Source organism: Natroniella sp. ANB-PHB2 (genome assembly GCF_046097105.1).
Classification (GTDB): Bacteria; Bacillota; Halanaerobiia; order Halobacteroidales; family Halobacteroidaceae; genus Natroniella.
Genome location: NZ_CP175562.1, coordinates 1,499,609 through 1,525,849, shown reverse-complemented (window position 1 = coordinate 1,525,849; position 26,241 = coordinate 1,499,609). Strand labels below are relative to the sequence as shown.

Below are 26,241 nucleotides of genomic sequence, written 5' to 3'. Positions count from 1 at the left end.
AAATGAATATGTATATCATGGCATTTTTGGTTGGAGGTTTAATCTGTGCTTTAGGGCAATTATTCTTAGACTTTACTAACTATACTCCAGCCCATCTATTGGTTGGTGTTGTTGTTATTGGTTCAATTTTATCTGGGTTAGGCCTTTATGAACCCCTGATAGATATAGCTGGGGCAGGGGTTACTGTACCTGTAATGAACTTTGGTCATATTTTGACCAGTGGGGTATTAATGGAAGTTGAACGGGATGGCTTTTTAGGATTATTTGCTGGGGTTTTAGAGCAAGGGAGTATTGGGATTACTGCTTCTATAATCATCGGTTTTTTAACTGCTGCTATTTTTAGACCTAAGGAATAAATGTATATTATTGCTTTAAAATAAAAATAATAAAGGAGAAGGATAATGGAAACAAAAGAGGTTATAATGATTACTGATGGGGATAAAACAGCTAGAAAAGCTGTCGAAGAAGCTAGTAAAAATTTAGGTTTGGAAGTTATTGCAAAATCAGCTGGGAATCCAACACCTTGTTCGGGAGCTGAGTTAGTAGAAGAGATTAACAACTGTTCTGGAGAATTAGCTGTAGTAATGTTTGATGATCAAGGGGATTTAAATTGTGGACAAGGAGAAACAGCAATGAAGGTGGTAGCTGGGTCTGATAATATTGATGTATTAGGAGTAATAGCAGTAGCTTCTAATGCTAAAGAAGTAGAAGGAGTTCAACCGACCTGTTCAATTACTAAAGAAGGTGAGCTTGTCAAATTACCTGTAGATAAATCTGGAAAGGAAGAAAAGGTAGAACATACCATACTAGAGGGAGATACTGTTGATGTAATCAATGAATTTGAAGATATGCTGGTTGTTGGCATAGGAGATTTAGGAAAGATGGAAGGCAAAGATGATTATCATTTAGGAGCCCCAATAACTACTAAGGCAATTAAGGAGATACTTAAGAGGAGTGGAAGAGAGGATGGACTTAAATAAGAAATTAGAGCAAAATATAAAGGTGATTGAAGATAGGTTTGATGGAGATAAAACCTTTGATTTTACTATTAGGGAATTTAAGATTGGAAATAAAGATGCTGCGTTAGCCTTTATTCAGGGGTTTAATAAAGATGAGGTAGTAAATCAGATTTTAGCTTATTTAATGTATGCTGAACAGGAAGATTTAAGTGTTGATGCAGTTAAAAAAATAATAGAAACTAGATTGCCAGTGGCAGAAACTGATGTTGTAGAAACGGTAGATGACGTAACATTAGAGGCCTTATCTGGACCACAAGTGCTTTTAATTGATGGAGAAGATAAGGCAATTGTAATTGATGCTAGAACTTGGGAAGCTAGAGGGCCAGAAGAGCCTGAGTTAGAAAAGGCAACTCGTGGTTCTGAAGATGGATTTGTAGAGACGATGATGTTTAATGTTCAATTAATTAGAAGGCGAATTCGTGATGTGGATTTACGAGTAGAGGCTTTACAGGCAGGGAAGAAAGCTAATAGTGATATTGCAGTTGTCTATATGAAAGATTATGCTGATTTAGAGTTGGTAGAAGAAGTAAAGGAACGGATTGATGAAATTGACGTAGATGGACTGCCGCTAGCTGATAGAACAATTGAAGATTATCTGACTAAAGATACATTAAGCCCATTACCTAAAGTAAGGTATACTAATCGTCCTGATATAGCATCAGCCCATATCATGGAGGGTAAGGTCTGTGTAGTGGTTGATAATTCACCGACTGTATTGATCTTGCCAGCAACATTTTTTGATCATACACAGAATTTAGAGGAATATCGCCAAGCACCTGTTCCTGGTACTTACTTCAATCTTTTAAGATTAGTAGCAGTAGTTATTGGTTTGGTATTACCACCTTTATGGTTATTGATAGCTTATGGGCCGGCATGGTTACCTGAAGCATTAGAGTTTATTGGCCCTAAAGATCCAGGTACAGTACCCTTAGGTTGGCAGTTTGTAATAGCCACTGTCGGAATTGATTTGATTAGAATTGCTTCAATTCAAACCCCCACTGCGTTAGCTACTTCACTCAGTTTGATTGCTGCTTTGATCTTAGGTGAATTCTCTGTGGAAACGGGATTATTCGATCCAGAAACAATTCTTTATTTAGCAATTGGTGCGATCAGTAACTTTGCTATGCCAGGATATGAGTTATCCTTGACTCTATCATTGATGCGCTTTGGATTGATTCTTTTGGTTGTCTTTTTAAGGTTGCCTGGATTAATTGCAGGACTAATTTTAAGCTTTTTATTATTTGCTCTCAGTAAATCATTTGGAACTCCTTACTTATGGCCATTGATTCCATTTGATTGGAGTGCTTTAAAGACCTATCTCTTTAGACAATCAATCTTATCTTTAAAGGATAGAAGGAGAAAAGTACCTGGAGCAAAAGACTTTGAATAATATGATAAAGGAGAGATTCGATGAACAAAAGAATAGGAATACCACAAGCTTTGTTTTATCATAGATATTCTCCTGCTTGGAAGACTTTTTTTACTGAATTAGACTGTGAAGTGGTAGAATCAGGTCAATCAACTAAAGAAGTAATTGATGCTGGAGTTAAACTAGCTCCTGATGAGGCGTGTTTGCCTGTCAAACTATTTTTAGGGCATGTTAAGAAATTAAAAAATAAGGTTGATTATTTATTTATTCCTAGAGTAGTCAGTATAAAAAATAAGGAATACATCTGTCCTAAGTTTATGGGGCTTCCAGATATGGTTAGATATAGTATAGATGATCTACCACTTATTATTGATACGACAGTTGATTTGAAGGTTAAAAAGAGTAATTTAGTAAAATCGGTTTTAGAGATTGGAGAGTTATTAGATAAAGATTATTGGAAAATTAGTAAAGCATGTTGGAAAGGTTGGAGGGCGTTAAAGAAACATCGTCAAAGCTTAAAAGAAACTAAAAATGAGGAGGCTCAATATAAAATTGCTATTTTAGGGCATGAATATATTATTTATGATTCTCATTTAAGTATGAATTTGATTGAGAAGTTAAGAGGTATGGGAGTTGAGGTTGTTACTCCAGAGATGCTAACTCCTCAAGCTATGAGATCTGGTTTATCCAATTTATCGAAGGATATGTTTTGGACTTTAGGCAAAAAGATGATGGGAGCAGCTCATTACTTTTTTTCTAGTCAAGATATTGATGGAATTATTCAGTTAACTGCTTTTGGTTGTGGGCCAGATTCATTAGTCGGTGAAATGATAGAACGGGAAGCTAAGAAGAGGGATGGTCAAGCATTTATGACCCTTAACTTAGACGAACATACAGGCGAGGCAGGATTAGTTACTAGATTAGAAGCATTTGTAGATATGATTCAATGGGAAGGAGTTTAAAGTGAAAGTTATATAGAAGTTGCTATAGATTTGTTGGATAGAAAGAAGAAGGGAGTGTAAGGTTATGAAAGTAACATATCCACATATGGGAACAATGGCAATTCCAGTTAAGGGTATGCTTGAAGAGTTAGGGTTAGAAGTCATTGTACCACCTCCAATTACCAAAAAGACATTGGATCTAGGAGTTAAATATTCTCCTGAGTTTGCTTGCCTACCTTTAAAGATGAATGTTGGTAATTATATAGAAGCTTTAGAGCAGGGGGCAGATACAATCCTGATGGGTGGGGGAGTTGGCCCGTGTCGTTTTGGATATTATGGAGAAGTGCAAGAAGAAATTTTAGAAGATTTAGGTTATGATTTTGAGATGATAATTTTAGAACCTTTGCAGGGTGATTGGAAGGAGTTATTTAGAACTATAAGATTATTAGTTGGTAATATAGCAATTACTAAGATTAAGAGTGCCTGGCAAAAGGGTTGGGCCAAAGCTAAAGCAGTTGACCAGCTCAATCGGATTGCTAATCAAACTAGACCTTACTTAATTAATCGTTACCAAGCAAGTGAAGTTTATAAAAGAGGGTTAAAGTTAATTGATCAAGCAGAAACAATTAAAGAAGTTGAAACTAAAGCAAGTTTAATTAAAGAAGAGTTTAATAGATTAGATCGAAAAGAAGATTTTGAACCTCTAAAAGTAGGGTTGGTAGGTGAAATTTATGTTGTATTAGAGCCATTTACTAATTTACAGATTGAAAAAAAATTGGGAGAGATGGGGGTTTTGGTTGATAAGTCAATCTATTTAACTGATTGGATGGAAGGGCATCTCTTTCCTAGATTTTTAAAGCGAGATCAAGAGGAGCAAAAAGTAAAAGAAGCAGCTCAACCTTATCTTAATCATTTTGTTGGGGGGCATGGATTAGAATCGGTAGGGGAGACAGTTTTGTATTCTGAGAAAGGTTATGATGGTGTAGTACAGCTCTTTCCTTTTACTTGTATGCCTGAGATTATAGCAGAGAGTGTTTTACCTACGGTCAGTAAAGATTTAAATATACCTGTTTTATCTTTAACAATGGACGAGCATACTGGGGAAGCAGGATATGTTACTCGATTAGAAGCCTTTATAGATCTATTGGAAAGAAAAAGAAGGAAGGAGAAGGTAATATGAAATGTTATATGGGGGTTGATGTAGGATCTGTTAGTACTAATATCGCTATAATTAATGAGGAACAAGAGGTAATAGAGAAGCTTTATTTAAGAACTGAGGGGCAACCGATTAATGCAATAAAAAAGGGGTTAATGGAGATTAAAGATAGAGTTGATTATGAAATTTCGGGGATAGGGACAACAGGAAGTGCTCGACAATTGGCTGGAGTGATTATTGGTGCTGATACTGTAAAAAATGAGATTACAGCCCATGCAGTAGCTGCCTCAACAGTTATGCCTGGAGTACAGACGGTATTAGAGATTGGTGGTCAAGATTCTAAAATAATAGTTTTAAGAGATGGAGTAGTAGTGGATTTTGGCATGAATACTGTTTGTGCTGCTGGAACGGGATCTTTTCTAGATCAACAGGCAAGTCGTTTAAATATTCCGATTGAAGAGTTTGGTGGGCTGGCCTTACAAGCTAATGCTCCAGTAAGGATAGCCGGTCGTTGTTCAGTCTTTGCAGAATCTGATATGATACATAAACAGCAATTAGGACATAATGTAGAAGATATTATAGCAGGATTATCGGAGGCTTTAGTTAAAAATTATTTAAATAATGTTGGTCAGGGTAAGGAAATTTTAGGGCCAGTTGTTTTTCAAGGTGGAGTGGCGGCTAATGAGGGGATTAAGGCTGCTTTTGAGGAAGAGTTAGGGTTAGAAGTAGTAGTTCCTGAGTACTATGATGTAATGGGAGCGATAGGTTCAGCAGTGTTGGCCCAGGAAGTAGTCAATGAAAAGGGAAGAACAGATTTTAAAGGTTTTAATACGACAGATTTTAATTATCATGCGTCTAGCTTTGAATGTGAAGGTTGTCCTAACTCTTGTGAAGTAGTTAATATTCATCAAGATGATGAAGTAATTGCTCGCTGGGGATCTAAGTGTCCTAAATGGGAAGCGGTTTAAAGCTCTTTTAAACTAATACTTAATTACAATATTGTGGCACTTTCAAAAAAACAGGGAACCACGAATGAACGCAAATTAACACTAATTTAAAATAATAATTTGTTAAAAATCTAGATATTACTGCAAAATGTCTTAATGATTAAATTTTAGATTGCAGGGTTTTGATTTTATTGGAAGAATTATGTGACTGAGATAAGGGCAGATAATTTTACAGATTGATCTTAATGTTTTAAGTAAGAGAGACTTGATTTTAATAGTTGCACAAATTCAAATTTTTCTTGATTTTTTGGCTACTTTTTTATCAAGAAAAAAGGTAGCACGGAAGAAAGTTTGATTTTTAATTTCTTTGTAAACATGGTTTTGAGTCACTAGCGTTGCATCGTTTTTTATAAAAAGTTCTTGAAAAAATAAAACTCCTTTGATTAAATGGATACGTACCCGCCAGTACAAAATCCATGAAATCAAAGGAGATGAAATCATGAATAATTGTACCATACTTTTGACTAAACTTCTAGATGTTATTGATAAAAACTTTTTGAAAGGCCTAATTGACAAATACAATTCAGATTATAAGGTTCATAAACTAACAACAGAAGTTCACCTATTATATCTACTTTATTTTCATCTTACTAAAAAAGAAAGCTTAGAAGATTTTATTTGTGATTTAGAAAATAATAATAAACTAACTAAAACGTTACCTAAAATAAGCAAATCTCAGTTATCTCGTAAAAATGAAAGTAGACCTCATGAGATATTCTTTGAAATTTTTCAACACCTATTTGATAAGCTTAATGCTAATAAAGGGCTTCAAGAAGCCTTAAAAGAAATTGGATTTGTGAAGATTTTAGATTCTTCAACTATAAGTTTATGTTTGTCATTATTTCCTTGGGCTAAATTTAGAAGCACTAAAGGTGGAATTAAACTTCACACTTTATATGATTTGAATACTAATGCCCCAGAAAATATAATAATAAGCGATGCTATAATTCATGACAAAGAAATATTTGATAATCTAACCTTTAATCCTAGCTATACTTATCTCTTTGATAGAGCTTATATAAAGTATCAAAAGTTTGATGAGTTTATAGATAATGATATCTATTTTGTAACTAGAACAAAATCTAATACTTAATTTGAAATTATTAGATTTTTAAATTTAAATTCTAAGGATAAAGAAGCAAATGTTATATTAGATGCTGATATAATGCTAGGTGATCATACTTCAAAAACTAGAATGAAACAGGAAACAAGATTAGTTAGAGTAAAAACAACTGATCGAAATGGTAATGAAAAAATAATTGATATTTTAACTAATCGCTTTGATTTGGATGCTCATGTAATAGCCTATCTGTATAAAAAACGATGGCAAATAGAGCTATTTTTCAAGTGGATCAAGCAACATCTAAAAATAAAGAGCTTCTTTGGACAAAATAAAAATGCTGTCTTAACACAGATTTATAGTGCTGTAATCTTATTTTTAATTCTAAAATTGCTTGAAAAAGAATCTAAATTTAAAGGAAGTTTACTTAAACTCACTAGAAAGATAAAGTATTCCATTTGTTCAGTTACAACAAATGATTTCAATTGGAATAGATGGATTAACAGTAGTTGATAAAATTTTACTACCTAAAACCCTAGGCTAATAGAATTTTATCTAGAAATATATCCCATGTTTTACTTTTAATATAGAATAAGGGCTGCTTCCAAAGTAATTAATGCTTTGCAAAGTCTACTAAGCTATAAATTTTTGATTACTAATTTGATTTGATTGAGTTAGTAGATCTATTTTTTTTAACAATGCAACGATAGTGAAAAAATATCATTGTTTTAAAAAAAGATTTAAGTACTCGCGTAGGATAGTTTGTTCCTTTTCTTTGCTCATAAGTCAAATGATATAAACCAACAAAACCAAATAAACACCCCAAAGTAGTTAATTGTTTTGACATTATTGAAGTTATAATAAACATTAATCCTGCAAAAATAGCAGCTATTAATACAACTTCTTTTTCTATATCCACAAATATCACTCCAAATATTATTAAATCAATACTTACATTAATTTTAAAATTGAAGGTTCAACTCCTAAAAGAGAGGAAAGAATTAAAGTTAGCACTTGTACAAAAACCATTCCACCTCCAAAAGTTAAACCAGCATTTTTAAATTCTTCAAAATTATAATCTTCAACTAGCCAAAATATAGCTAAGATGAAAATTATTGAACCTAAATTTATACTTTTAGGCAAAATTTTATATATAAACAATAATCTAAATAGATACACTCCATATATAGAACTACTTATTTTCCAATTTTCATACTCTTGATTAACAAATTTCTTAATAATAAGAAATAAAATTAAAAACCATAACAAAATAAATCCAACTCCTGTAAGTAATCCCAAGATGAAGAATATAAAAGCTAAAATATAAGCTGTTGTATTTTTAAACTTAATCCTTATAAGCCTTAACATTTTAGGATAAATTGCTGCTGCTAATAAACCTATTGTCATTTCTATAATTAATTCTATCATTAATAACATCTCCTTTAATTGTTGTGACTATATTTTTTAAAATCATCAATATTTTTTAACTCCTGCCTTTTTCCAAAAATAAATAATAACTATAAGGAGACCAATTAAAAAGGGTATAAAAGGAAATTCACCTACAGATAATTCTTCATATAAATTTGTTTCTTTAATATAGTAATTTCCATTTATCTCTTCTAAAATTAAATAAAAAGGTCTATTAACTTTAGTTCTCGAATTATTCTTCCTTGATATACTGTTTTGCCATACCATAACTTCTATCTCATTTTTTTCCTCAATTATATCGTAATCTTCAAGACGAAAAAACTCAATATATATAGAATCTACTTCAGTTAAAAAATTATCTGTTTCATAAAAGAACTTTTCAGTTCCTAACTCTTTAATCAGTTCTATATCTTCTTCATTAAGAGCTTGTTTATAATTCTCAAGTATATACTCTATTTCTCGTTCTAAATTTGAATTGGCTAAAGTGAAATGGCTTATTACTAGTACTAGATGTAAAGTTATAAGGAAAATCACTAATTTCTTTTTCATTTTTTTCTCCTCCTAAGGGTCAGTTTTTTCTTCAAAATCTTTTTTACTTATAATTTATCATATAAACAAAACTTAAATATATTAATATTGCTCTTCTTCTATATCCCATGAAATATTTCCTCCAAACCCCAGAGTTAATCCAAATCTCCCAGAACTTAAATTTGCACCAACTCCTAAAAAATTAAGATCTGTGTTAAGTTTTAAATTTTTACCTTCATTAAAAGGAATAGGTAGATAGTGTGCTCCAGATAATTGAAAAACAGTGGCTTCAACTCCTCCCCCTGCTTCATCAAATCCTATATCATAACTTGCAGATAAAACTTCAAAGTCAGCCTTAGTTCTTCTATTATCTCCAAAATATCTGCCGGTTCTCACCATTCCTCCTCCCCCTTGACTCGATATCATTGTATGATCCGCTGATCTATAAAAAGCATCAGAATATATTTGATTATCAGGGTTAAAAGTATGATACTCGTTTTTTAAATATTCAGTACTTCTCCTAGGATTTTGCCATCTATCAATATATCCATTAAAAAGAGCAACAAAATTTATATCATTTCCATATTGACTTGGGTCAATATCATGTTGCTCCATTGATTCTCCCATACGAATTCTATAATTCAACCCATCAGGATCAACATACTTTAACGGGTTATTAGCAGTATAAACAAACCAATTCCAGCCATCTTGGGCAGGATCTTCAGTAATGAATCTACCCAATTCGGGATCATAAAATCTAGCTCCATAGTAATAAAGCCCCGTCGTTCCATCAAATTCTTTGCCTGTAAAGCGGTAACTATCACTAATCTCCCCTTCACTTCTAATCAAATTACCAAAGGGGTCATATTTATATCGTACTAACTCGTTACCCTCTTCATCTGTAACTACCGATGTACTGCCTAAAATATCATTGACCACATATCTTAACTCACCATCTTCATCCAATACAGCCAGTCTACCTTGATTACCATAGATAAATAACTGTGTATCACCAGTTTCATTTCTTTCTTCTAAGACCTGCTGGCCTTTTCCATATAAGTAATAAGTCTTTTCCAAGCCTGTGTCCTTCATCACTCGCCAGCCTTTGTTATTGTAAGCAAAGTTGACTTGGTTACTTGCACCAGTTAGTTTGTTGCTAATCTCAATCTCTCTTAATTGATTTCGTAAGTCATACTTATAGCTTGTCTCTTCTATAACTTCATTCCCTCTTATCAACTCTTTACTTAAGACACTACCATTATCATTATAGTCATATTCGTAATAAGAGTAAGGACTAAGCTGATAATTAAGCAGTTGATTATTATCTTGGTTATAATCGTAGTTATAATGATATTGATTCTCTGAGGATGTATCATGCCGATAAATCAACTCTTTTCGATTACCGATTGGATCATACTCAAAATAACTCTTCTTATTACCTGGATAATCTACTTCAGTCAATCTATCTAAATCATCATATAGATAACCTGTCTCTTCTCCAAAAGTACCTACTGTCTTACTTCTATTACCAATTCTATCATATTCATAACTTTTACTAAATAACAGTTCTTCATCATTAGTTGCTTCTATAAATTCTAAACGCTGCCTGCTATCATAACCAAACTCTGACTGAATGACTTCATTACCATAAATAATCTCTTCTACTGCTCCATTTTCATCATATCGGTAACTAGCAATCTCTTTATTACCACCTTCATATTCTAATTCAATCCCTGTTCGCAAACCCCGTAAGTCGTAATCATAATTGACTACCCTTTCTGAAGGATAGACTATTGACTCTAATAAACCTTGACTATTATAATCATATTTACTTGTCCAAATTTCCCCAGTCTCTTCTAAAGTTCTACTTATCTTATTAACCCTATTAAACTGATCATAACTATATTCTACCTTGTCGCCACCATCGATGATACTAGTCTTATTACCCAAGCCATTGGCTACATCTTCATCATAATTATAAATAATCTTATCTTGATCTGTATCAATCAGATAATCAGCATCTTTATCTGTAGAATATTCCATATTAATCAACCTATGTAAGTTATCATGCTTTAATTCGACCACTTCACCATTTTTACCCAATTTTTCTATTAAATTTCCTACATTATCATAAGTAAATTCTTCTCTAGTATCATCAGGATACTCAATCTTTAAAATATCACCTCGTTCGTTATATTTATAATTGAATATCTGATCTGTTGGACTAGTAATCTTAGTTACATTACCAAGGTTATCATATTCAAATTCTGCTACTTCATATGCTTTAAACTCACCATCTTCATTCCGCTGATAACGAATACTCCTTAATGCCTTACCATCAGGGTCAAGATAATGTCTACTTCTAGCTCCTTCTTCATTAGTTATCGTCTTTGCTAAAGTAAAATAATCAACCCCATTCTGTTCAATTATCTGATACGAGTAATCGATTTGAACATTTGTTCCATCTGGATGATCAACTCTAGTTCTTCTTCCTAATGAATCATATTCATGATAAGTCTTATTCTTTCCTGTAAAGTCACTCTCCCATTTCAACTGGCCTAACCCATCATAATCATACTCTTTACTAACATAGTCTCCTTCTTCATTAATCTTTACTTTCTCTTCAATTAACCAACCTAAACCATTGTATATTTCCTCGGTTACTTGATTTGGACTTGTATCACTTCCTGCCCCATGAAAGATAGTTCTTTTCTTGTTGATACCATCATTTTGATAATTTTTATAGTCATGTTCTTGATAAGATCCGTCTGCTAATGTCTTACGAGTTAAACGACCTAATTTATCATACTCATATTCTGTCTTGTTTCCATTATAATCCTTTTCCCACTTCATCAATCCTATTTCCTTATAAAAGTCTCTTTTAATTGATAAATAATCATCATCTAAGTATTGATTGTTATCAATATTCTCTTTTATATTATCACTTGATAAATCGTCTCCTTCAAGTAAAGTATAATTTATCTCTTCAATAGGATATATATTATCACTAGCGTTGCATCGTTTTTTATAAAAAGTTCTTGAAAAAATAAAACTCCTTTGATTAAATGGATACGTACCCCCCAGTACAAAATCCATGAAATCAAAGGAGATGAAATCATGAATAATTGTACCATACTTTTGACTAAACTTCTAGATGTTATTGATAGAAACTTTTTGAAAGGTCTAATTGATAAATATAACTCAGATTATAAGGTTCATAAATTAACAACAGAAGTTCATCTATTATACCTACTTTATTTTCATCTTACTAAAAAAGAAAGTCTAGAAGATTTTATTTGTGATTTAGAAAATAATAATCAACTAAATAGAACATTACCTAAAATAAGCAAATCTCAGTTATCTCGTAAAAATGAAAGTAGACCTCATGAGATATTCTTTGAAATTTTCCAACACCTATTTGATAAGCTTAACGCTAATAAAGGGCTTCAAGAAACTTTAAAAGAAATTGGTTTTGTGAAAATCTTAGATTCTTCAACTATAAGTTTATGTTTGTCATTATTTCCTTGGGCTAAATTTAGAAGCACTAAAGGTGGAATTAAACTTCATACTTTATATGATTTGAATACTAATGCCCCAGAAAATATAATAATAAGCGATGCTATAATTCATGACAAAGAAATATTTGATAATCTGACCTTTAACCCTAGCTATACTTATCTCTTTGATAGAGCTTATATAAAGTATCAAAAGTTTGATGAGTTTATAGATAATGATATCTATTTTGTAACTAGAGCAAAATCTAATACTAAAATTGAAATCATTAGATTTTTAGATTTAAATGCCAAAGATAAAGAAGCAAATGTTATATTAGATGCTGATATAATGCTAGGTGATCATACTTCAAAAACTAGAATGAAACAGGAAATAAGATTAGTTAAAGTAAAAACAACTGATCGAAATGGCAATGAAAAAACCATTGATATTTTAACTAATCGCTTTGATTTGGACGCTCATGTAATAGCTTATCTGTATAAAAAACGGTGGCAAATAGAGTTATTTTTTAAATGGATCAAGCAGCATCTAAAAATAAAGAGCTTCTTTGGACAAAATAAAAATGCTGTTTTAACACAAATTTATAGTGCTGTAATCTTATTTTTAATTTTAAAATTACTTGAAAAAGAATCTGAATTCAAAGGAAGTTTACTTAAGCTCACTAGAAAGATAAAGTATTCCATTTGTTCAGTTACAACAAATGATTTCAATTGGAATAGATGGATTAACAGTAGTTGATAAAATTTTATTATCTAAAACCTAGGTTAATAGGCTTTCATCTAGAAATATATTCTATATTTTACTTTTAATATAGAACAATGACTACTTTCAAAGTAATTATTACTTTGAAAAGTCTACTAAGTTATAAATTTTTGATTACTAATTTGATTTGGTTGAGTTAGTAAATCTATATTTTTAACAATGCAACGATAGTGGTTTTGAGTGTGATTTTTATAAAGGAAAAGTGACACAATATATCAATAAATTTAATATAGATAATAAATAAGTAGTGCCTTATAAGGCACTACTTATTTATTTCATTTTGTTATTGTTATTTAATCTGAAATATGTTTTAATTAATTATATAGACTTTTAATTAGAGGTGAGGCTAAATGGAAAAAAAAGAGGAGTACTTAGCAATGTTAGCTGGAATAATTGCAGCAGTTATTTTTGGATTTTCTTTTATGTTTACCAAAGAGGCGTTAGATTTAATGAGTCCGTTTCAATTATTGGGCTTTAGATTTATTTGTGCTGTCATATTATTAACTGCTTTGAAATTAATGAATATAATTGAAATGAATTTTACTGATAAAAATTTACACAGCTTATTCTTATTAGCTTTATTTCAACCTGTAATATATTTTTTGTTTGAGACTTTAGGGGTGGAGCTGACTTCTTCTTCCCAAGCAGGAATGATGATTGCTTTAATACCGGTAGTAGTGACCATCTTATCGGCTATATTTTTAAAAGAGAAGCCTAGTAAAAAGCAATTATTTTTTATTATTACGTCAGTAATCGGAGTCGTTTTTATTATTTTGATGGCTGGTAGTGGAGAGATGGAAACTAGGTTGGTAGGTATATTGTTACTATTAGGAGCAGTATTAGCAGGAGGGATTTATAATATTCTATCTCGAAAGTCTTCTTTACAGTTTAAACCAGTAGAGATAACTTATATCATGATGGTAATTGGTGCTGTAGTATTTAACGGATTAGCAATTATTCAGCATTTATTAGCTGGTGAGCTAACTAATTACTTTCTTCCCTTAATGAAAATTGAAGCTATCGTAGCTATTGTTTATCTTGGTATTTTATCTTCAGTAGTAGCTTTTTTTATGTTAAATTTTATGTTGTCTAAAATTGAAGCATCGCGTTCAGCAGTATTTACTAATCTTACTCCTATTGTAGCAGTAATCGCTGGGGTAGTTTTTAGAGGTGAGTCTTTTTACTGGTTTCAAGCTGTCGGAGGAGCGATGATCTTAATTGGAGTGTGGGGAACAAATTATTTTGCTCAAGGTGATAAATTAAAGAAAAGTCAAATGAATCTTAATGATTCTTTGAAACTTTAAGAATAAGATAATAAATTCAGTGTGATAGATTTGACAAGGTTAAGTAATTATGTTATCCTAATTTAAGCTTAATAAAATCAAGATAGAGATGTAGTGTTTAACAGTAAGTTTTGGTTACTAATCTGTTGAAATTGAAAGGAGAATTGTCGAAGTTCTAAACTTTTGAGTTTAGAGTCTGATTATATAGATTATTAAAGTCTTAATGATGGTTATGATATTATCTTATAGTTTTTTTGGATTGATAAATGAGTTGAAGTAATATAATACTATAAATAAGAGAGTAAGAGTAGAGAGAAAGGAGTAAGTTGATGAAATTACAAGGAACAATGGAAATTAATGAGCAAGGCGAGTTAGAGATTGCAGGACATAGCTTAGTTGATATTGCTAAAGAGTATAAAACCCCTTTATATATTTTAGATGAGGCTGAAGTTAGAAAAAACTGTCGAGCTTACCGGGAATCTTTTGAGAAATGGTATCCAAATTCTGAAACTATTTATGCTGGTAAAGCCTTTATGTCACTAAGTATGGTAAGAATTATTGAGCAAGAAGGCTTAGGTTTAGATGTAGTTTCTGGAGGAGAGTTGTATACGGCATTAGAGGCTGATTTTCCGGCAGAAAAAATTTATTTTCATGGGAATAATAAAACACCTGCTGAAATTGAGATGGCTTTAGAAGCGGAAATTGGTTATTTTATTGTAGATAATAATTATGAACTTGAGTTGTTGAATACTTTGGCTGTTGAAAATGATAAACAAGTAGATATTTTATTGAGGGTTACTCCAGGTATTGAAGCTCATACACATAGTTATATTCAAACTGGACAGACTGATTCCAAATTTGGATTAGGAATTCAGAATGGATTAGCGTTGGCTGGAATTAAAAAGGCTCAAAAATTAGAAAATTTAAATGTAATAGGAATTCATTGTCATATTGGCTCTCAAATATTTAAATTAGAGTCTTTTGCTAAAGCAGTTGATATTATGTTAGAATTTATGGAAGATGTTAAAGATGAGACAGGTATTATCTTACAACAATTAAACTTAGGAGGCGGCATAGGGATTCCTTATACTGAAGAGGAAGAAAAACCTGATATTGAAAAATATGCGGAACTTGTTACTAAAGCAATTAAGGAAAAGTGTGATGAACTAGAAATTCCTCTGCCTAAGGTGATTAATGAACCAGGTCGTTCAATTGTAGGAACTGCAGGTTCTACCTTATACCGAGTTGGCTCGATTAAAGAAATTCCCGAAATCAGAACATATGTAGCAGTGGATGGAGGTATGTCTGATAATATTAGACCTGCTTTATATGAGGCTGAGTATGAGGCATGCTTGGTTACAAAAGCTGATCAATCGTTGAACAAGGAAGTTACAGTTACAGGTAAGTGTTGTGAATCAGGAGATATTTTGATTAGAGAAATTGAGTTACCTAAAGTAGAAGAGGACGATTTATTATTGATTTCTTGTACAGGGGCTTATGGTTATTCAATGAGTAATAATTATAATGGTTTGACTAGACCGGGTATGATCTTGGTTAATGAGGAGCAAATTGATCTGATCATTGAACCAGAGAGCTATCAAGATTTGATAGCCAATGATAAAATACCAGCTAGATTAAAGAAATAATCTTTGGAATTGAGTGAAGGACGTACAATTTAATTGTGCGTCCTTATTTTTGATTATTAATTGTAAATTAAGCTTTACCTGTGGTATAATAACAATTGACTTGAATGGAGGGAGGGTTAGAATGGAGATTATAATTAGTCATCAACGTACTGATTTTGATGGTTTAGCATCAATGGTGGCTGCTAAGAAGATATATCCGCAGGCAGAAATGGTTTTTTTCGGGAAGAAAAACAAATAATGTTAAAGAATTTATGTCATTATATAAGAATAGAATTCCAATTAAGAATCCAAGTGATATAGATAAATCCCAGATTAATAAAGTTATTATAGTAGATACTAGAGTTGCTTTTCGGTTGGGAAGTTTCTCTAAAATTGTACAACAAGATGAAGTAGAAGTTGTAATTTATGATCATCATTTAAATCGACAAAATTGTTTGCAAGATGTAACAGAAATAATCGAGCCACTGGGAGCTACTACGACAATTTTAGTAGAGCAATTAAGAAAAAGAAAGGTTGATTTGACTTCATTTGAGGCCACTTTATTTGCTTTAGGAATTTATGAAGATACAGGTTGTTTAGTCTTTAATAGTACGACTGCTCGAGATGCTAAAGTAGTAGCTTATCTATTAGGGTTAGGGGCCAATTTAGAGATTGTTGAAAAATATATTGATTATTCTTTGAATAGACAACAACAACAATTATTTAATAAATTACTGGATTCAGCTTATAAAGTTACTAGTAAAGGTTTTAGTATTAGTTTTTTCCAAGCAGAAGTTGAGGAATATATACCTGATATCTCCCTGTTGGCCCATAAGTTAGATGAATTACATAATGTAGATGCGTTGTTAGTATTGGTTAAATCAGGAGATAAAGTTCTGATTATTGGGCGTAGTAATCATGAGAGTATTAATGTGGCTCAGATCTTAAATTATTTTGGTGGAGGAGGACATGCCCGAGCTGCTTCAGCAACTATAAAAAGAAATAAAGAGCAAGATTTAATTGAGTTACAACAGGAGCTATTAAATGTAGTTAAAGAGAATATTACACCTAGTGTTTTAGCTGAAAATATTATGTCTAGCCCTGTTAAGACAGTAACACCTGATACTTCTATGGGTGAAGCAGATAAAATAATGTTGCGTTATGGCCATTCTGGTTTGGTTGTTAAAGAAGATGGAAGGCTTGTTGGGATTATATCAAGGCGCGATATAGATAAAGTAAGAAATCATAATTTATTACATGCACCTGTTAAAGGTTATATGTCAACTGATGTAGTGACTATTGAAGTTAAAACTTCTTTAAAGGAAGTTCAAGATTTAATTGTTAAACATGATATTGGAAGATTACCTGTTGTAGACCAACAAGGTAAGGTGATAGGGATTATTACAAGAAGTGATTTATTGAAATTGCTTTATGGAACAGATGATTATATAAAAAATCGACAGAACTTATATGGAAGAAGTTTAGTTGAGTTACAGGAGAAACGTTATAATATAGATGAGAAATTAGAGTTAATTGAAGAGGAAGTTATGGATTTATTAAATTCAGCTGCTGAATTAGCTGATTTTTTAGAGGTTGACCTTTATTTAGTTGGTGGGTTTGTTAGAGATCTTTTATTAGAACAGGAGAGCTTAGATTTAGATTTAGTAGTAGAAGGTGATGGCATTAAGTTTGCTAGAAAGTTGGCTCAAAAATTAAATGGTGCTCTTAATGTTCACCATGAATTTGGGACAGCTACAATATCTTTAACGGATAATTTAAATTTGGATATAGCTACTACCAGGGTAGAGTACTATTCTGATATTGCTAGCTTACCTGAAATAGAACCAGGTTCTATTCAACAGGACCTTTTCAGGCGTGATTTTACTATTAATGCATTAGCTATTCAATTAAATCAAGATTCTTTTGGGCAATTAGTTGATTTTTTTGATGGGAAGGTTGATCTGGAGCAAGGGTTTATTAGATTGTTACATAACTTTAGTTTATATGATGATCCAACAAGAATTTTTAGGGGGTTAAGGTTTGCTAGTCGTTATCAATATCAATTTGAGACTGAAACTGAAAGGTTAATTAGGCAAGCATTAGATTTAGATGTGGTGGATAAGTTGAGTAATAATCGTTTAATTTCTGAAATCCAAAAAGGATTAAATGACGTCCAACCCCTCTCTTTTATTAAATTGTTATTCGATTATGATCTTTTTTCTTATTTGTCAAGTGATATAGAGTGGAACCAGACTAAAGAGGAGTTAGTAATTGAGTTGCCAAATGTTATAGAGTGGTCAAGCTCTTTAGCTGTTACTTTTAATATTGAAAAGTGGTTGTTATATTTTGCTGTACTAACAGATGGATTGAAAAGGAACAAACTCAAAAAATTAGCAAATGATTTCAATTTAAGTAGTGATTGTTTACAGAGATTATTATTTAATTTAGAGGTTGAGCAAGTTATTGAGCAATTGTTAGTAGCAGAAAAGAAGAGTAGAATCTATTTTATTTTAAATGAATTAGTGATAGAAGATATCATATTATTGTTGGCCCGAGAGCCTAAATTAAAAGAGAAAGTTAAGTTATATTTAGAAGATTTGCAGTGGATAGATATTGAAGTTTCTGGAGAGGATATTATTGATTTAGGATATCAGCCTGATCCTGCTTTTAAGAAGGTATTAGCGAAGGTAAAAGAAGCTAAATTGGACGGTGAAGTTGAAGGTTACCAGGATGAGCGTCAACTTTTAGAAGAGTATTTTAAGAAAAAGGGGGTGGAGTAATGGATATGGCAGCTGAACTTATATTATTGTTGCCAGTATTATTATTATCTTTGTCGTTACATGAGTATGCACATGGAAAGATGGCTGATTTATTAGGTGATCCTACACCTAAAATGACAGGAAGGTTAACTTTAAACCCTATGGCTCATTTAAGTTTAATAGGAACTTTAGTCTTAATTATGACTAGGCGTTTTGGCTGGGCTAAGCCGGTTCAAGTTAATCCTAGTTACTTTGATGATAAGCGGAAGGGAATGATGTTAGTTGGCTTAGCTGGTCCATTAGCTAATGTTTCATTAGCAATAGTATTTACTTTTTTCTTTAGAAGCTTGGGGCCAGTATTATATCAGTTTATTGATCGGATAATTATTGAGAGGTTATTTATTAATGGAATATTAATTAATTTAGGACTGGCTATCTTTAATTCAATTCCAGTACCACCCTTAGATGGGTCAAAGATTTTAAGAGGTCTAATACCAAGGAAATATGATTATATTTTTCGAAATTTAGAAGCTTATGGGCCATTTGTCTTATTATTTGCAGTTTTTACAGGATTGATTGGCAGGATAATCCTCCCAATTATTAATATATTATTTAATTTATTAATGAGGATTTAAGGTTAAATAAATAGGAGGGATTGTTATGGAAAAGAAAGGAACGATTTTGAGTGGGATGCGTCCTACAGGAAAGTTACATTTAGGTCATTTAATTGGGGTGTTAAATAATTGGAGAAATCTTCAAGAAGGATATAACTGTATCTTTGAGATAGCTGATTGGCATGCATTGACAACAAAGTATGATCAGACTGAAAATATCAAAAATGATATTAGAGAGATGGTAATCGATTGGATTAGTGCTGGGATTGATCCTGACAAGAGTACTATCTTTGTTCAATCTGATGTACCTGAAATTGCTGAATTAAATTTATTGTTATCAATGATTGTTTCTGTATCTAGATTAGAGAGGAACCCAACTTACAAAGAGCAGGTACAAGAGTTAGGGGTTAAGGAGTCTATTCCTTTCGGGTTATTGGAATACCCTGTATTGCAAGCAGCAGATATATTGATCTATAAAGCAGATATGGTACCTGTTGGGGAAGATCAATTGCCCCATATTGAGATTACTAGAGAGATTGCTCGCAGGTTTAATCATCTATATCAAGAAACTTTTCCTGAACCTGAGCCTAAGCTAGGAGAAGTTCCTAAATTGTTAGGTTTAGATGGAAGAAAGATGAGTAAAAGTTATGATAATGCTATTTATTTAGCAGACGGGCCAACAGAAATTGCTGACAAGGTTAAGAAGATGGTAACAGATCCGGAGCGAATAAGATTAAAAGATCCAGGTAATCCTGAAGTTTGCTCTGTTCATGACTATCATCAAATCTTTAACTGTGAAGAGATTGAAGAACTTGCTCAAGGCTGTTCTACTGCTGAGATTGGTTGTATGGATTGTAAGCAGAAATTAGCTGATCAGTTAACTGATCATTTAGTTGAGGTTCATCGAAAGCGAAAAGAGTTAAAAGCTAATCCAGAGCGAATAGATCAAATTCTAGCTGAAGGGGCTAGTAAGGCACGCCAGACAGCTCAACAGACGTTACAGGAAGTTAAAGAGGCAATGAACTTAGTTTATTCTTAATAACTTAAGTTTAAGGTTGAGGTTAAGGCTAAGTAAATCATTAAAAACACAAAGGTTTATCTTTTAATTAAACTTAGGCTTAACCTTGTACTTAATATTAAATAGTTTTGGTTTTAAGAATTTAATGCTCTTAACTGCTAATTGTAAACTGTAAGTTGATATAAAATAGGGGGGTGAGGTTATGAGCTATCAAATTAAGATTGATGCTTTTGAAGGGCCAAGTGATTTATTATTACATTTATTAAAGAAGAATAAAGTAGAGATCTGTGATATTAAAATCTCTGAAATCACAGAGCAGTATTTAGATTACATTAATAGAATGCAACAGTTTAATTTAAATATAGCCAGTGAATTTTTAGTAATGGCAACTAAACTAATGGAGATAAAAGCCCAAACTCTCTTACCTAGCCCTAAAGAAGAAGATAGTGATGAGGTTGATCTTAAACAGCAGTTAGTAGAACGATTATTAGAATATAAAAAATATAAAAAACTGGCAAGTGAATTACAAGATTTTGAAAAAGAACAGCAAGAAAGATATACTCGGAATGTAGCTCCTTTATTGGCTAATTTAGATTTTGAAGTAGAAAATCCATTGGAAGATGTAGATCTTGATCAATTTGTTACAGCTTTTGAGAAGGTAATTAAGCAAGCTAAAGTTAAAAAGAGGAAACAACAAGAAGAGCCCAAAAAAGAAAAGTTATCATATTTGAATCGAGAAGAAGTTACGATTAGTGAACAAAAACGGTATATTAAAAATAGTTTAGTTGTTGCAGGAGGAGAAATTAAATCTTCGGATTTATTTTTACAATTAGATTCTAGATTAAAGATTGTTGTAACTTTTATGGCTTTATTAGAACTGATTAAAAGAAAGGAGTTAAAGATTAAGCAAGATTTTAACTTTTCCGAGATTAATATTTATTATACAGGGATGGTGCAAAATGTTAGATCAATCTGAATTGAAGGCTGCTATTGAAGCGATCTTATTTATGGCAACTGAGCCATTACAGGTTAAAGAAATAAGAAAAGTAATAAAAGGTGAGTCAACTAAAATTAAAGAAGTATTAGAGCAAATTAAAATAGAGTACAACCAAGAAGCTAAGGGTATAGAACTTGTTAAGATAGATCATGGCTATCAATTACAAACGAAAGCTAAATACTCTTCTATTATCAAAGATTTTCATCAGCCAGAGGTAACTAAGACTTTAAGTCAGGCTTCTTTAGAAACTTTGGCTATTATTGCTTATAAGCAACCAGCTACTAGAGCAGAGGTTGAAGATATCAGGGGAGTGAATGTAGAAAAAGCATTAAAGACTTTACAAAAGAGGGGATTAGTGTCAGAACAAGGTCGTAAAGATGCAATCGGAAAACCTATTATTTACGGTACAACTGCAGATTTTCTTCAGTATTTAGGACTAGAAAGCTTAGATGATTTGCCTGAACCAGAAGAGTTTAACAAAGTAAATAGTGAAGAAATAGAAGAGATTAAGCAAGATGCTAGCTAGCATCTTGCTTTTTTTATGTTTGTTTTTAGTTTTGATTTTGACTTGAACTTAAATTCAAATTGTTTATAATTGAAAGTCATTTTATTAACTGTGTATATTTGAATTTATACAGGGGAAAATAAGGGTTATAAGTTAGAAGGTGATAATAATGTCCTATCTGTTGAGCTTAATTCTATTAGTAATTATGATGGTTTTCTTTTGGATGCCAATTAAAATTGAAATAAATTTTGATAGGTACCAAGACAAGGATAATTTAGATCTTAAGTTATCGATATTATTTATTAGCTATAAACTAAATTTATCATATATGGAAATTAAGAACTTATTATCACTACCTACTTTGGAGGTTGAAGGTGATCTGAATAGTATCTTTATAGATAGGGTAGATGTTACTGAGCAATTAGATAAAACTGAATTAGAAAAACTACACAATCTTTTAAAGAGGTCGTATCAACTTAATAAACAAGTTAAAACTTTTCTGATTTTAACTCATAATTGTCAATCTTTTTTATGGAGAACAAGCTTTGGTTTAAGCAATCCTGCACATACCGGTTTGGTCACAGGTGGTTTATGGGCTTTTAAAAGTTCAATAATTGGTCTTTTACAAGAGTATCTGGAATTTAAATCGTTACCTTGTGTTCAAGTAGAGCCAAATTTTAATCAGCAGCAACCAGTAAGAATAAAACTTAAGGGTATATTTGAATTTAAATTAGGTAATATTATACATGTAGGAATTAAAATTATCTGGTATAAGATTAAAAGGAGGATTAAATAAAATGGCCGATCATCCAATTGAAACATTGATGAATACAGCAATGGAAAACATAAAGAAGATGGTTGATGTCAATACAATTGTTGGTGACGCAGTTGAAACAAAGGATGGAAGTGTAATTATTCCAATATCAAAGGTTAATTTTGGGTTTGCAGCAGGGGGAGGAGAATACAGTAGTAAGAAAGATAAAAAGAAGAATAATTCTGAGGATCCTAAATTCAGTGGGGGAAGTGGGGCAGGTGTAATGTTACAGCCAATGGCTTTTTTGGTTGTCAAGGAAAATCAGGTTAGATTATTGCCTGTTAATGATAATGCAGTCATAGAACGTTTGATTAATATTGCTCCAGAGTTGATCGAACAAATCAAAGGATTTTCTAAAAAAGAGAACAATGGAGATATGAGAAATAGGGGGTTTTAATTTTAGTTAGATAAGAAGTGTTTGTTACATTAGGTGAAAGTGGGAGGTAAGTTATGAAAAATAAAAGATATTATAATATATTGATCATACTCTTTTATTTAGTATTAATAAGTAATCAACAAGCAGTAGCTCAGCCTCAAGTAAATGCTAGAGCTGCTATTTTAATTGATGCTGAAACTGGGCAAGTGCTGTATAATAAGAATATGCATGAAGTACGCCCCCCAGCTAGTACAACTAAGATAATGACTGGAATATTGGCAATTGAGTATGGAAATTTGGCAGATAAGGTTAGTGCTAGTAATAGAGCAGCTTATGAAGGGGGCTCATCTATCCATTTAACTCCTCAAGAGACATTAACCTTACGTGAATTAGTTTATGGTTTGTTGGTTAAATCAGGAAATGATGCTGCAGTAGCTATTGCTGAACATATTGGAGGGTCAGTAGAAGAATTTGCTGAGATGATGAATCAGAAGGCAAGAGAGGTAGGAGCATTACAAACCAGCTTTAAAAATCCTAATGGTTTACCTCAAGAAGGCCATTTAACGACAGCCTATGATTTGGCCCAAATTACTCGTTATGCATTAGAAAATAATTTCTTTGCTGAAGTAGTTGATACTTCTAAAAAAAGAATCTCTTGGCCAGGTAATGACTGGGATAGAATTTTGATTAATACGAATAGATTACTGGTTCGTTCAGAAATGGTAGATGGAGTTAAAACTGGTTATACATCGGCAGCAGGAAAGTGTTTAGTAGCTTCTGCTACCAGGAATGGACAGCAATTAATTAGTGTTGTCTTAAAAGGTGGCGATGTATGGAATGGTTCTCTGGCATTGTTAAATTATGGATTTAATAATTATAGTAAAGTTGATATTATAGCTAAAGGGGATTTGATTAAAGAAGTAGAGTTTAAAAATGGCAGTCAGTTAGGATTAAAAGCAGCAGATGAATTTAGGTGGATAGTAGGTAATGGTAATCAACTGAATCTGAATAAAGTTGTAGAAGTTGATCAAAATATTAGATTCCCTGTCAAAGTTGGAGAAAAGGTAGGGAAGTTATCTATTCATGCTAATGGAGAATTGTTGGGGCGAGTTGATTTAATAGCAGATAGAGATATTGAAGCCTCAGCATGGGTTAATTTTTGGCGAAGATTAAACTCGATAGTTCAGACTTATTTTTAAGGAAGGAACTTCAGCAGCTATCGTGAATTATAGTCAAAGGAATAAAATTATCTAATTGAGGTGATAGTTGATGGAGCGTTTACAAAAAGTAATGGCTAAGGCAGGAGTAGCATCTCGGAGGCAGAGTGAAAAGTTGATTACAGCAGGAAGAGTAGAGGTTAATGGGAAGGTGGTTATGGAGTTAGGAACTAAGGTTGATCCAAATAAGGATCAAATTAAAGTTGATGGTTCTCAAATAACCAAAGAAAAACCGGTCTATATTCTACTAAATAAACCACAAGGTTGCGTTACAACTGCAGATGATCCTCATGGGAGAAGAACGGTGTTGGATTTAATTAAAGTTAAGCAGCGGGTTTATCCAGTAGGAAGGTTAGATTATGATACAGAAGGATTATTGCTTTTAACTAATGATGGTGATGTAACTTATGCTTTAACACACCCTAGTCACGAGATTACTAAGAAGTATATAGCTACAGTTAAAGGAGTTCCTAATCAAGGGAATTTAAAAGCTTTAGAAAGAGGGATTAAATTAGCTGATGGTTGGACAGCACCGGCTAAAGTAGAATTAGTAGTTGATTTTAGTGAACGAGCAATTTTATCTTTAGAGATTCATGAAGGTAGAAAACATCAAGTTAAAAGAATGTGTAAGGCGGTTGGACATCCTGTTCAAGAGTTAAAAAGGATTAAGATGGGGCCTTTAGAATTAGATGATGACTTAAAGTTAGGGGATTATAGATTTTTAAGAAAGAATGAAATAAAGCAGCTAAGAGAGGTTGCTAAGAAAGTAAAGGAAAATGAGTAAACAAAATTATATCATTCCAATTTTTGTTCCTCATTTGGGATGTCCTCATGATTGTGTTTTTTGTAACCAAGAAGAGATTACAGGAATTAAAAATCAGATAAATCTTGAGCAGATAAATAATCAGATAGATGATTATTTATCTACTATACCACCTGAAGCTAATCGAATTGAAGTTGCATTTTATGGTGGGAGTTTTACTGGTATTTCACAACAGTTACAACAAGAGTTATTGGATTTAGCTAATGAAAGGTTAGAAAGTGGTAAAATTAATGGGATTAGATTATCAACTCGACCAGATTATATAGATAGCAAAAGTTTAGATTTTTTACAAGAGAATAATGTAACTGTAATTGAATTAGGAGTACAGTCACTTGATAATGAGGTTTTAGCTGCTGCTGGGAGGGGGCATAGTAAAGAAGATACCTTGCAGGCAGTAGCTTTAATTAAGGAATATAATTTCCAAATTGGGTTGCAGATAATGCCTGGACTACCCTCTTCTAGTCAAGAGTCTGACTTGGCTACTGGTAAGGGAGTAATTGATTTGCAGCCAGAATTCGTAAGAATCTACCCTACGTTAGTTATTAAAAATACTGAATTGGCTAAATCACATCAGAAATGTATTTATACTCCTCTATCTTTAGAAGAAGGTGTTGAAATTACAGCAAAATTATTGAACTTATTTAGAGAGGCTGGTATAGATGTGATTAGGATTGGTTTACAGCCTTCAGCAAGTGTTAACCAAAAACAGATTTTAGCTGGTCCATTTCATCCAGCATTTAGGCAGTTAGTTGAATCTAAATTACTTTTAACTAAAATAGAGAAGAGATTAAAAGAGAGTTTGGTTGGAAATAAAGTCAAGATAACTGTCAACCCGAAAGATTTGTCAAATTTAAAAGGGCAAAAAAATAAAAACTTTGTATACTTAAAAAAAGAATATGATCTTGATGAAGTTGAGTTTAATTTAGATGATACCTTGATTAGAGGAGAGGTTGTAGTTAATCTATTTTAATAATTTTTTAGAAAATAAAGGGATTTTTCCATTTTCAATGAATATTATAATAAGACGATACACTATACATTAATAGAAGTTATGAATGTAGCTATAAAATTAAAGGGGGAGAAAACATGGAAATATTAAAGGTATCATCTAATTCAAAACCTAAATCTGTAGCAGGAGCATTAGCGGCTGTTTTAAGGGAAGAAGGTAGGGTTGAGATGCAAGGTGTTGGTGCTGGAGCAGTTAATCAGGCAGTAAAAGCTGTTGCGATTACTAGGGGTTTTGTAGCACCGAATGGGATGGATTTAATAGCTATTCCAGCTTTTACTGAGATAGAAATTGATGGTGAGAAAAGAACAGCGATTAAATTTATTGTTGAGCCTAGATAAAATTTAAACTTAATTTTTTAGATCTGCTTAACCTATCTACTTTTCTACTTTGTAGATAGGTTTTTTTATGGTTGATATAT

At 32.1% G+C, this 26,241-nt stretch carries 24 protein-coding genes and 1 pseudogene; 21 read left to right on the top strand and 4 right to left on the bottom strand.

The features are described 5' to 3' along the window. The first annotated feature begins 2 nt into the window (after window positions 1-2). The 7 genes and pseudogenes from spoVAE (at window position 3) to ACKF5P_RS07540 (ending at window position 7,065) form a co-directional block, all read left to right on the top strand. A complete protein-coding gene (gene spoVAE / locus ACKF5P_RS07570; protein ID WP_408954607.1) occupies window positions 3-356 on the top strand; it encodes a stage V sporulation protein AE in 354 nt (117 codons plus the stop codon). A 45-nt stretch (window positions 357-401) separates the two neighbouring features. Next, the gene (locus ACKF5P_RS07565; RefSeq protein WP_408954606.1) at window positions 402-980 is read left to right on the top strand and encodes a stage V sporulation protein AE; all 579 of its coding nucleotides are present in this window, start codon (window positions 402-404) and stop codon (window positions 978-980) included. Beyond that, window positions 967-2,409: a spore germination protein gene (locus ACKF5P_RS07560; protein WP_408954605.1), complete on the top strand. Its 1,443-nt coding sequence runs from the start codon at window positions 967-969 to the stop codon at window positions 2,407-2,409. Before ACKF5P_RS07565 ends, ACKF5P_RS07560 begins: the two co-directional genes overlap by 14 nt. 20 nt (window positions 2,410-2,429) lie before the next feature. Further along, the gene (locus ACKF5P_RS07555; protein ID WP_408954604.1) at window positions 2,430-3,350 is read left to right on the top strand and encodes an acyl-CoA dehydratase activase-related protein; all 921 of its coding nucleotides are present in this window, start codon (window positions 2,430-2,432) and stop codon (window positions 3,348-3,350) included. Window positions 3,351-3,414: 64 nt separating this feature from the next. Continuing rightward, complete coding sequence (locus ACKF5P_RS07550) at window positions 3,415-4,509, top strand: acyl-CoA dehydratase activase-related protein (RefSeq protein ID WP_408954603.1); 1,095 nt, start codon at window positions 3,415-3,417, stop codon at window positions 4,507-4,509. Beyond that, complete coding sequence (locus ACKF5P_RS07545) at window positions 4,506-5,453, top strand: acyl-CoA dehydratase activase (RefSeq protein ID WP_408954602.1); 948 nt, start codon at window positions 4,506-4,508, stop codon at window positions 5,451-5,453. Before ACKF5P_RS07550 ends, ACKF5P_RS07545 begins: the two co-directional genes overlap by 4 nt. Before the next feature lie 478 nt (window positions 5,454-5,931). Then, a pseudogene (locus ACKF5P_RS07540) lies at window positions 5,932-7,065 on the top strand (IS4 family transposase). Between the two features lie 142 nt (window positions 7,066-7,207). On the opposite strand, the gene ACKF5P_RS07535 reads toward ACKF5P_RS07540, so the two are convergent. From ACKF5P_RS07535 to ACKF5P_RS07520, 4 genes are all read right to left on the bottom strand, one after another. Beyond that, complete coding sequence (locus ACKF5P_RS07535) at window positions 7,208-7,471, bottom strand: hypothetical protein (protein WP_408954601.1); 264 nt, start codon at window positions 7,469-7,471, stop codon at window positions 7,208-7,210. Between the two features lie 32 nt (window positions 7,472-7,503). After that, on the bottom strand, window positions 7,504-7,980 hold the full coding sequence (locus tag ACKF5P_RS07530) for a hypothetical protein (RefSeq protein ID WP_408954600.1): 477 nt from the start codon (window positions 7,978-7,980) through the stop codon (window positions 7,504-7,506). 45 nt (window positions 7,981-8,025) lie between these two features. Next, the gene (locus ACKF5P_RS07525) at window positions 8,026-8,529 is read right to left on the bottom strand and encodes a hypothetical protein (protein WP_408954599.1); all 504 of its coding nucleotides are present in this window, start codon (window positions 8,527-8,529) and stop codon (window positions 8,026-8,028) included. Between the two features lie 81 nt (window positions 8,530-8,610). Next, window positions 8,611-11,361: an RHS repeat domain-containing protein gene (locus tag ACKF5P_RS07520; RefSeq protein ID WP_408954598.1), complete on the bottom strand. Its 2,751-nt coding sequence runs from the start codon at window positions 11,359-11,361 to the stop codon at window positions 8,611-8,613. A gap of 264 nt (window positions 11,362-11,625) precedes the next feature. Between ACKF5P_RS07520 and ACKF5P_RS07515 the strand changes: the two genes are divergently transcribed. The 14 genes from ACKF5P_RS07515 (at window position 11,626) to ACKF5P_RS07450 (ending at window position 26,161) form a co-directional block, all read left to right on the top strand. Beyond that, a complete protein-coding gene (locus ACKF5P_RS07515; RefSeq protein WP_408954597.1) occupies window positions 11,626-12,759 on the top strand; it encodes an IS4 family transposase in 1,134 nt (377 codons plus the stop codon). Window positions 12,760-13,133: 374 nt separating this feature from the next. Continuing rightward, window positions 13,134-14,087, top strand: coding sequence for a DMT family transporter (locus ACKF5P_RS07510; RefSeq protein WP_408954596.1), 954 nt, complete (start codon window positions 13,134-13,136; stop codon window positions 14,085-14,087). Between the two features lie 308 nt (window positions 14,088-14,395). Continuing rightward, entirely contained in the window at window positions 14,396-15,712 is a 1,317-nt protein-coding gene (gene lysA, locus ACKF5P_RS07505) for a diaminopimelate decarboxylase (protein WP_408954595.1), read from the top strand. Between the two features lie 251 nt (window positions 15,713-15,963). Beyond that, a complete protein-coding gene (locus ACKF5P_RS07500) occupies window positions 15,964-18,471 on the top strand; it encodes a CBS domain-containing protein (RefSeq protein ID WP_408954594.1) in 2,508 nt (835 codons plus the stop codon). After that, complete coding sequence (locus ACKF5P_RS07495; protein ID WP_408954593.1) at window positions 18,471-19,085, top strand: site-2 protease family protein; 615 nt, start codon at window positions 18,471-18,473, stop codon at window positions 19,083-19,085. The genes ACKF5P_RS07500 and ACKF5P_RS07495 overlap by 1 nt, the downstream gene beginning before the upstream one ends. Before the next feature lie 25 nt (window positions 19,086-19,110). Next, entirely contained in the window at window positions 19,111-20,103 is a 993-nt protein-coding gene (gene trpS, locus ACKF5P_RS07490) for a tryptophan--tRNA ligase (RefSeq protein WP_408954592.1), read from the top strand. 181 nt (window positions 20,104-20,284) lie between these two features. Next, complete coding sequence (locus ACKF5P_RS07485) at window positions 20,285-21,058, top strand: segregation and condensation protein A (RefSeq protein ID WP_408954591.1); 774 nt, start codon at window positions 20,285-20,287, stop codon at window positions 21,056-21,058. Next, the gene (scpB, locus tag ACKF5P_RS07480; protein WP_408954590.1) at window positions 21,042-21,605 is read left to right on the top strand and encodes an SMC-Scp complex subunit ScpB; all 564 of its coding nucleotides are present in this window, start codon (window positions 21,042-21,044) and stop codon (window positions 21,603-21,605) included. Before ACKF5P_RS07485 ends, scpB begins: the two co-directional genes overlap by 17 nt. Window positions 21,606-21,753: 148 nt before the next feature. Continuing rightward, window positions 21,754-22,380 carry a DUF2953 domain-containing protein gene (locus ACKF5P_RS07475; RefSeq protein WP_408954589.1) on the top strand — a complete coding sequence of 209 codons (627 nt, stop codon included), beginning with the start codon at window positions 21,754-21,756 and terminating at the stop codon, window positions 22,378-22,380. A 1-nt stretch (window position 22,381) separates the two neighbouring features. Further along, on the top strand, window positions 22,382-22,795 hold the full coding sequence (gene ytfJ, locus ACKF5P_RS07470; RefSeq protein WP_408954588.1) for a GerW family sporulation protein: 414 nt from the start codon (window positions 22,382-22,384) through the stop codon (window positions 22,793-22,795). 53 nt (window positions 22,796-22,848) lie between these two features. Beyond that, window positions 22,849-23,973, top strand: a complete 1,125-nt coding sequence (locus ACKF5P_RS07465; protein WP_408954587.1) for a D-alanyl-D-alanine carboxypeptidase family protein — start codon at window positions 22,849-22,851, stop codon at window positions 23,971-23,973. A 70-nt stretch (window positions 23,974-24,043) separates the two neighbouring features. Then, window positions 24,044-24,775 carry a pseudouridine synthase gene (locus ACKF5P_RS07460; protein ID WP_408954586.1) on the top strand — a complete coding sequence of 244 codons (732 nt, stop codon included), beginning with the start codon at window positions 24,044-24,046 and terminating at the stop codon, window positions 24,773-24,775. Next, window positions 24,768-25,784, top strand: coding sequence for an elongator complex protein 3 (locus ACKF5P_RS07455; protein ID WP_408954585.1), 1,017 nt, complete (start codon window positions 24,768-24,770; stop codon window positions 25,782-25,784). The genes ACKF5P_RS07460 and ACKF5P_RS07455 overlap by 8 nt, the downstream gene beginning before the upstream one ends. A 116-nt stretch (window positions 25,785-25,900) precedes the next feature. Then, window positions 25,901-26,161: a stage V sporulation protein S gene (locus ACKF5P_RS07450; RefSeq protein WP_408954584.1), complete on the top strand. Its 261-nt coding sequence runs from the start codon at window positions 25,901-25,903 to the stop codon at window positions 26,159-26,161. The last annotated feature ends 80 nt before the right edge of the window (window positions 26,162-26,241 follow it).

Excerpts from the sequence above, each read along its gene's own strand:
- spoVAE (WP_408954607.1), top strand. The coding sequence starts at position 3 with ATGAATATGTATATCATGGCATTTTTGGTTGGAGGTTTAATCTGTGCT.
- ACKF5P_RS07565 (WP_408954606.1), top strand. The coding sequence starts at position 402 with ATGGAAACAAAAGAGGTTATAATGATTACTGATGGGGATAAAACAGCT.
- ACKF5P_RS07560 (WP_408954605.1), top strand. The coding sequence starts at position 967 with ATGGACTTAAATAAGAAATTAGAGCAAAATATAAAGGTGATTGAAGAT.
- ACKF5P_RS07555 (WP_408954604.1), top strand. The coding sequence starts at position 2,430 with ATGAACAAAAGAATAGGAATACCACAAGCTTTGTTTTATCATAGATAT.
- ACKF5P_RS07550 (WP_408954603.1), top strand. The coding sequence starts at position 3,415 with ATGAAAGTAACATATCCACATATGGGAACAATGGCAATTCCAGTTAAG.
- ACKF5P_RS07545 (WP_408954602.1), top strand. The coding sequence starts at position 4,506 with ATGAAATGTTATATGGGGGTTGATGTAGGATCTGTTAGTACTAATATC.
- ACKF5P_RS07530 (WP_408954600.1), bottom strand. The coding sequence starts at position 7,980 with ATGATAGAATTAATTATAGAAATGACAATAGGTTTATTAGCAGCAGCA.
- ACKF5P_RS07525 (WP_408954599.1), bottom strand. The coding sequence starts at position 8,529 with ATGAAAAAGAAATTAGTGATTTTCCTTATAACTTTACATCTAGTACTA.
- ACKF5P_RS07520 (WP_408954598.1), bottom strand. The coding sequence starts at position 11,361 with ATGAAGTGGGAAAAGGATTATAATGGAAACAAGACAGAATATGAGTAT.
- ACKF5P_RS07515 (WP_408954597.1), top strand. The coding sequence starts at position 11,626 with ATGAATAATTGTACCATACTTTTGACTAAACTTCTAGATGTTATTGAT.
- ACKF5P_RS07510 (WP_408954596.1), top strand. The coding sequence starts at position 13,134 with ATGGAAAAAAAAGAGGAGTACTTAGCAATGTTAGCTGGAATAATTGCA.
- lysA (WP_408954595.1), top strand. The coding sequence starts at position 14,396 with ATGAAATTACAAGGAACAATGGAAATTAATGAGCAAGGCGAGTTAGAG.
- ACKF5P_RS07500 (WP_408954594.1), top strand. The coding sequence starts at position 15,964 with ATGTCATTATATAAGAATAGAATTCCAATTAAGAATCCAAGTGATATA.
- ACKF5P_RS07495 (WP_408954593.1), top strand. The coding sequence starts at position 18,471 with ATGGATATGGCAGCTGAACTTATATTATTGTTGCCAGTATTATTATTA.
- trpS (WP_408954592.1), top strand. The coding sequence starts at position 19,111 with ATGGAAAAGAAAGGAACGATTTTGAGTGGGATGCGTCCTACAGGAAAG.
- ACKF5P_RS07485 (WP_408954591.1), top strand. The coding sequence starts at position 20,285 with ATGAGCTATCAAATTAAGATTGATGCTTTTGAAGGGCCAAGTGATTTA.
- scpB (WP_408954590.1), top strand. The coding sequence starts at position 21,042 with ATGTTAGATCAATCTGAATTGAAGGCTGCTATTGAAGCGATCTTATTT.
- ACKF5P_RS07475 (WP_408954589.1), top strand. The coding sequence starts at position 21,754 with ATGTCCTATCTGTTGAGCTTAATTCTATTAGTAATTATGATGGTTTTC.
- ytfJ (WP_408954588.1), top strand. The coding sequence starts at position 22,382 with ATGGCCGATCATCCAATTGAAACATTGATGAATACAGCAATGGAAAAC.
- ACKF5P_RS07465 (WP_408954587.1), top strand. The coding sequence starts at position 22,849 with ATGAAAAATAAAAGATATTATAATATATTGATCATACTCTTTTATTTA.
- ACKF5P_RS07460 (WP_408954586.1), top strand. The coding sequence starts at position 24,044 with ATGGAGCGTTTACAAAAAGTAATGGCTAAGGCAGGAGTAGCATCTCGG.
- ACKF5P_RS07455 (WP_408954585.1), top strand. The coding sequence starts at position 24,768 with ATGAGTAAACAAAATTATATCATTCCAATTTTTGTTCCTCATTTGGGA.
- ACKF5P_RS07450 (WP_408954584.1), top strand. The coding sequence starts at position 25,901 with ATGGAAATATTAAAGGTATCATCTAATTCAAAACCTAAATCTGTAGCA.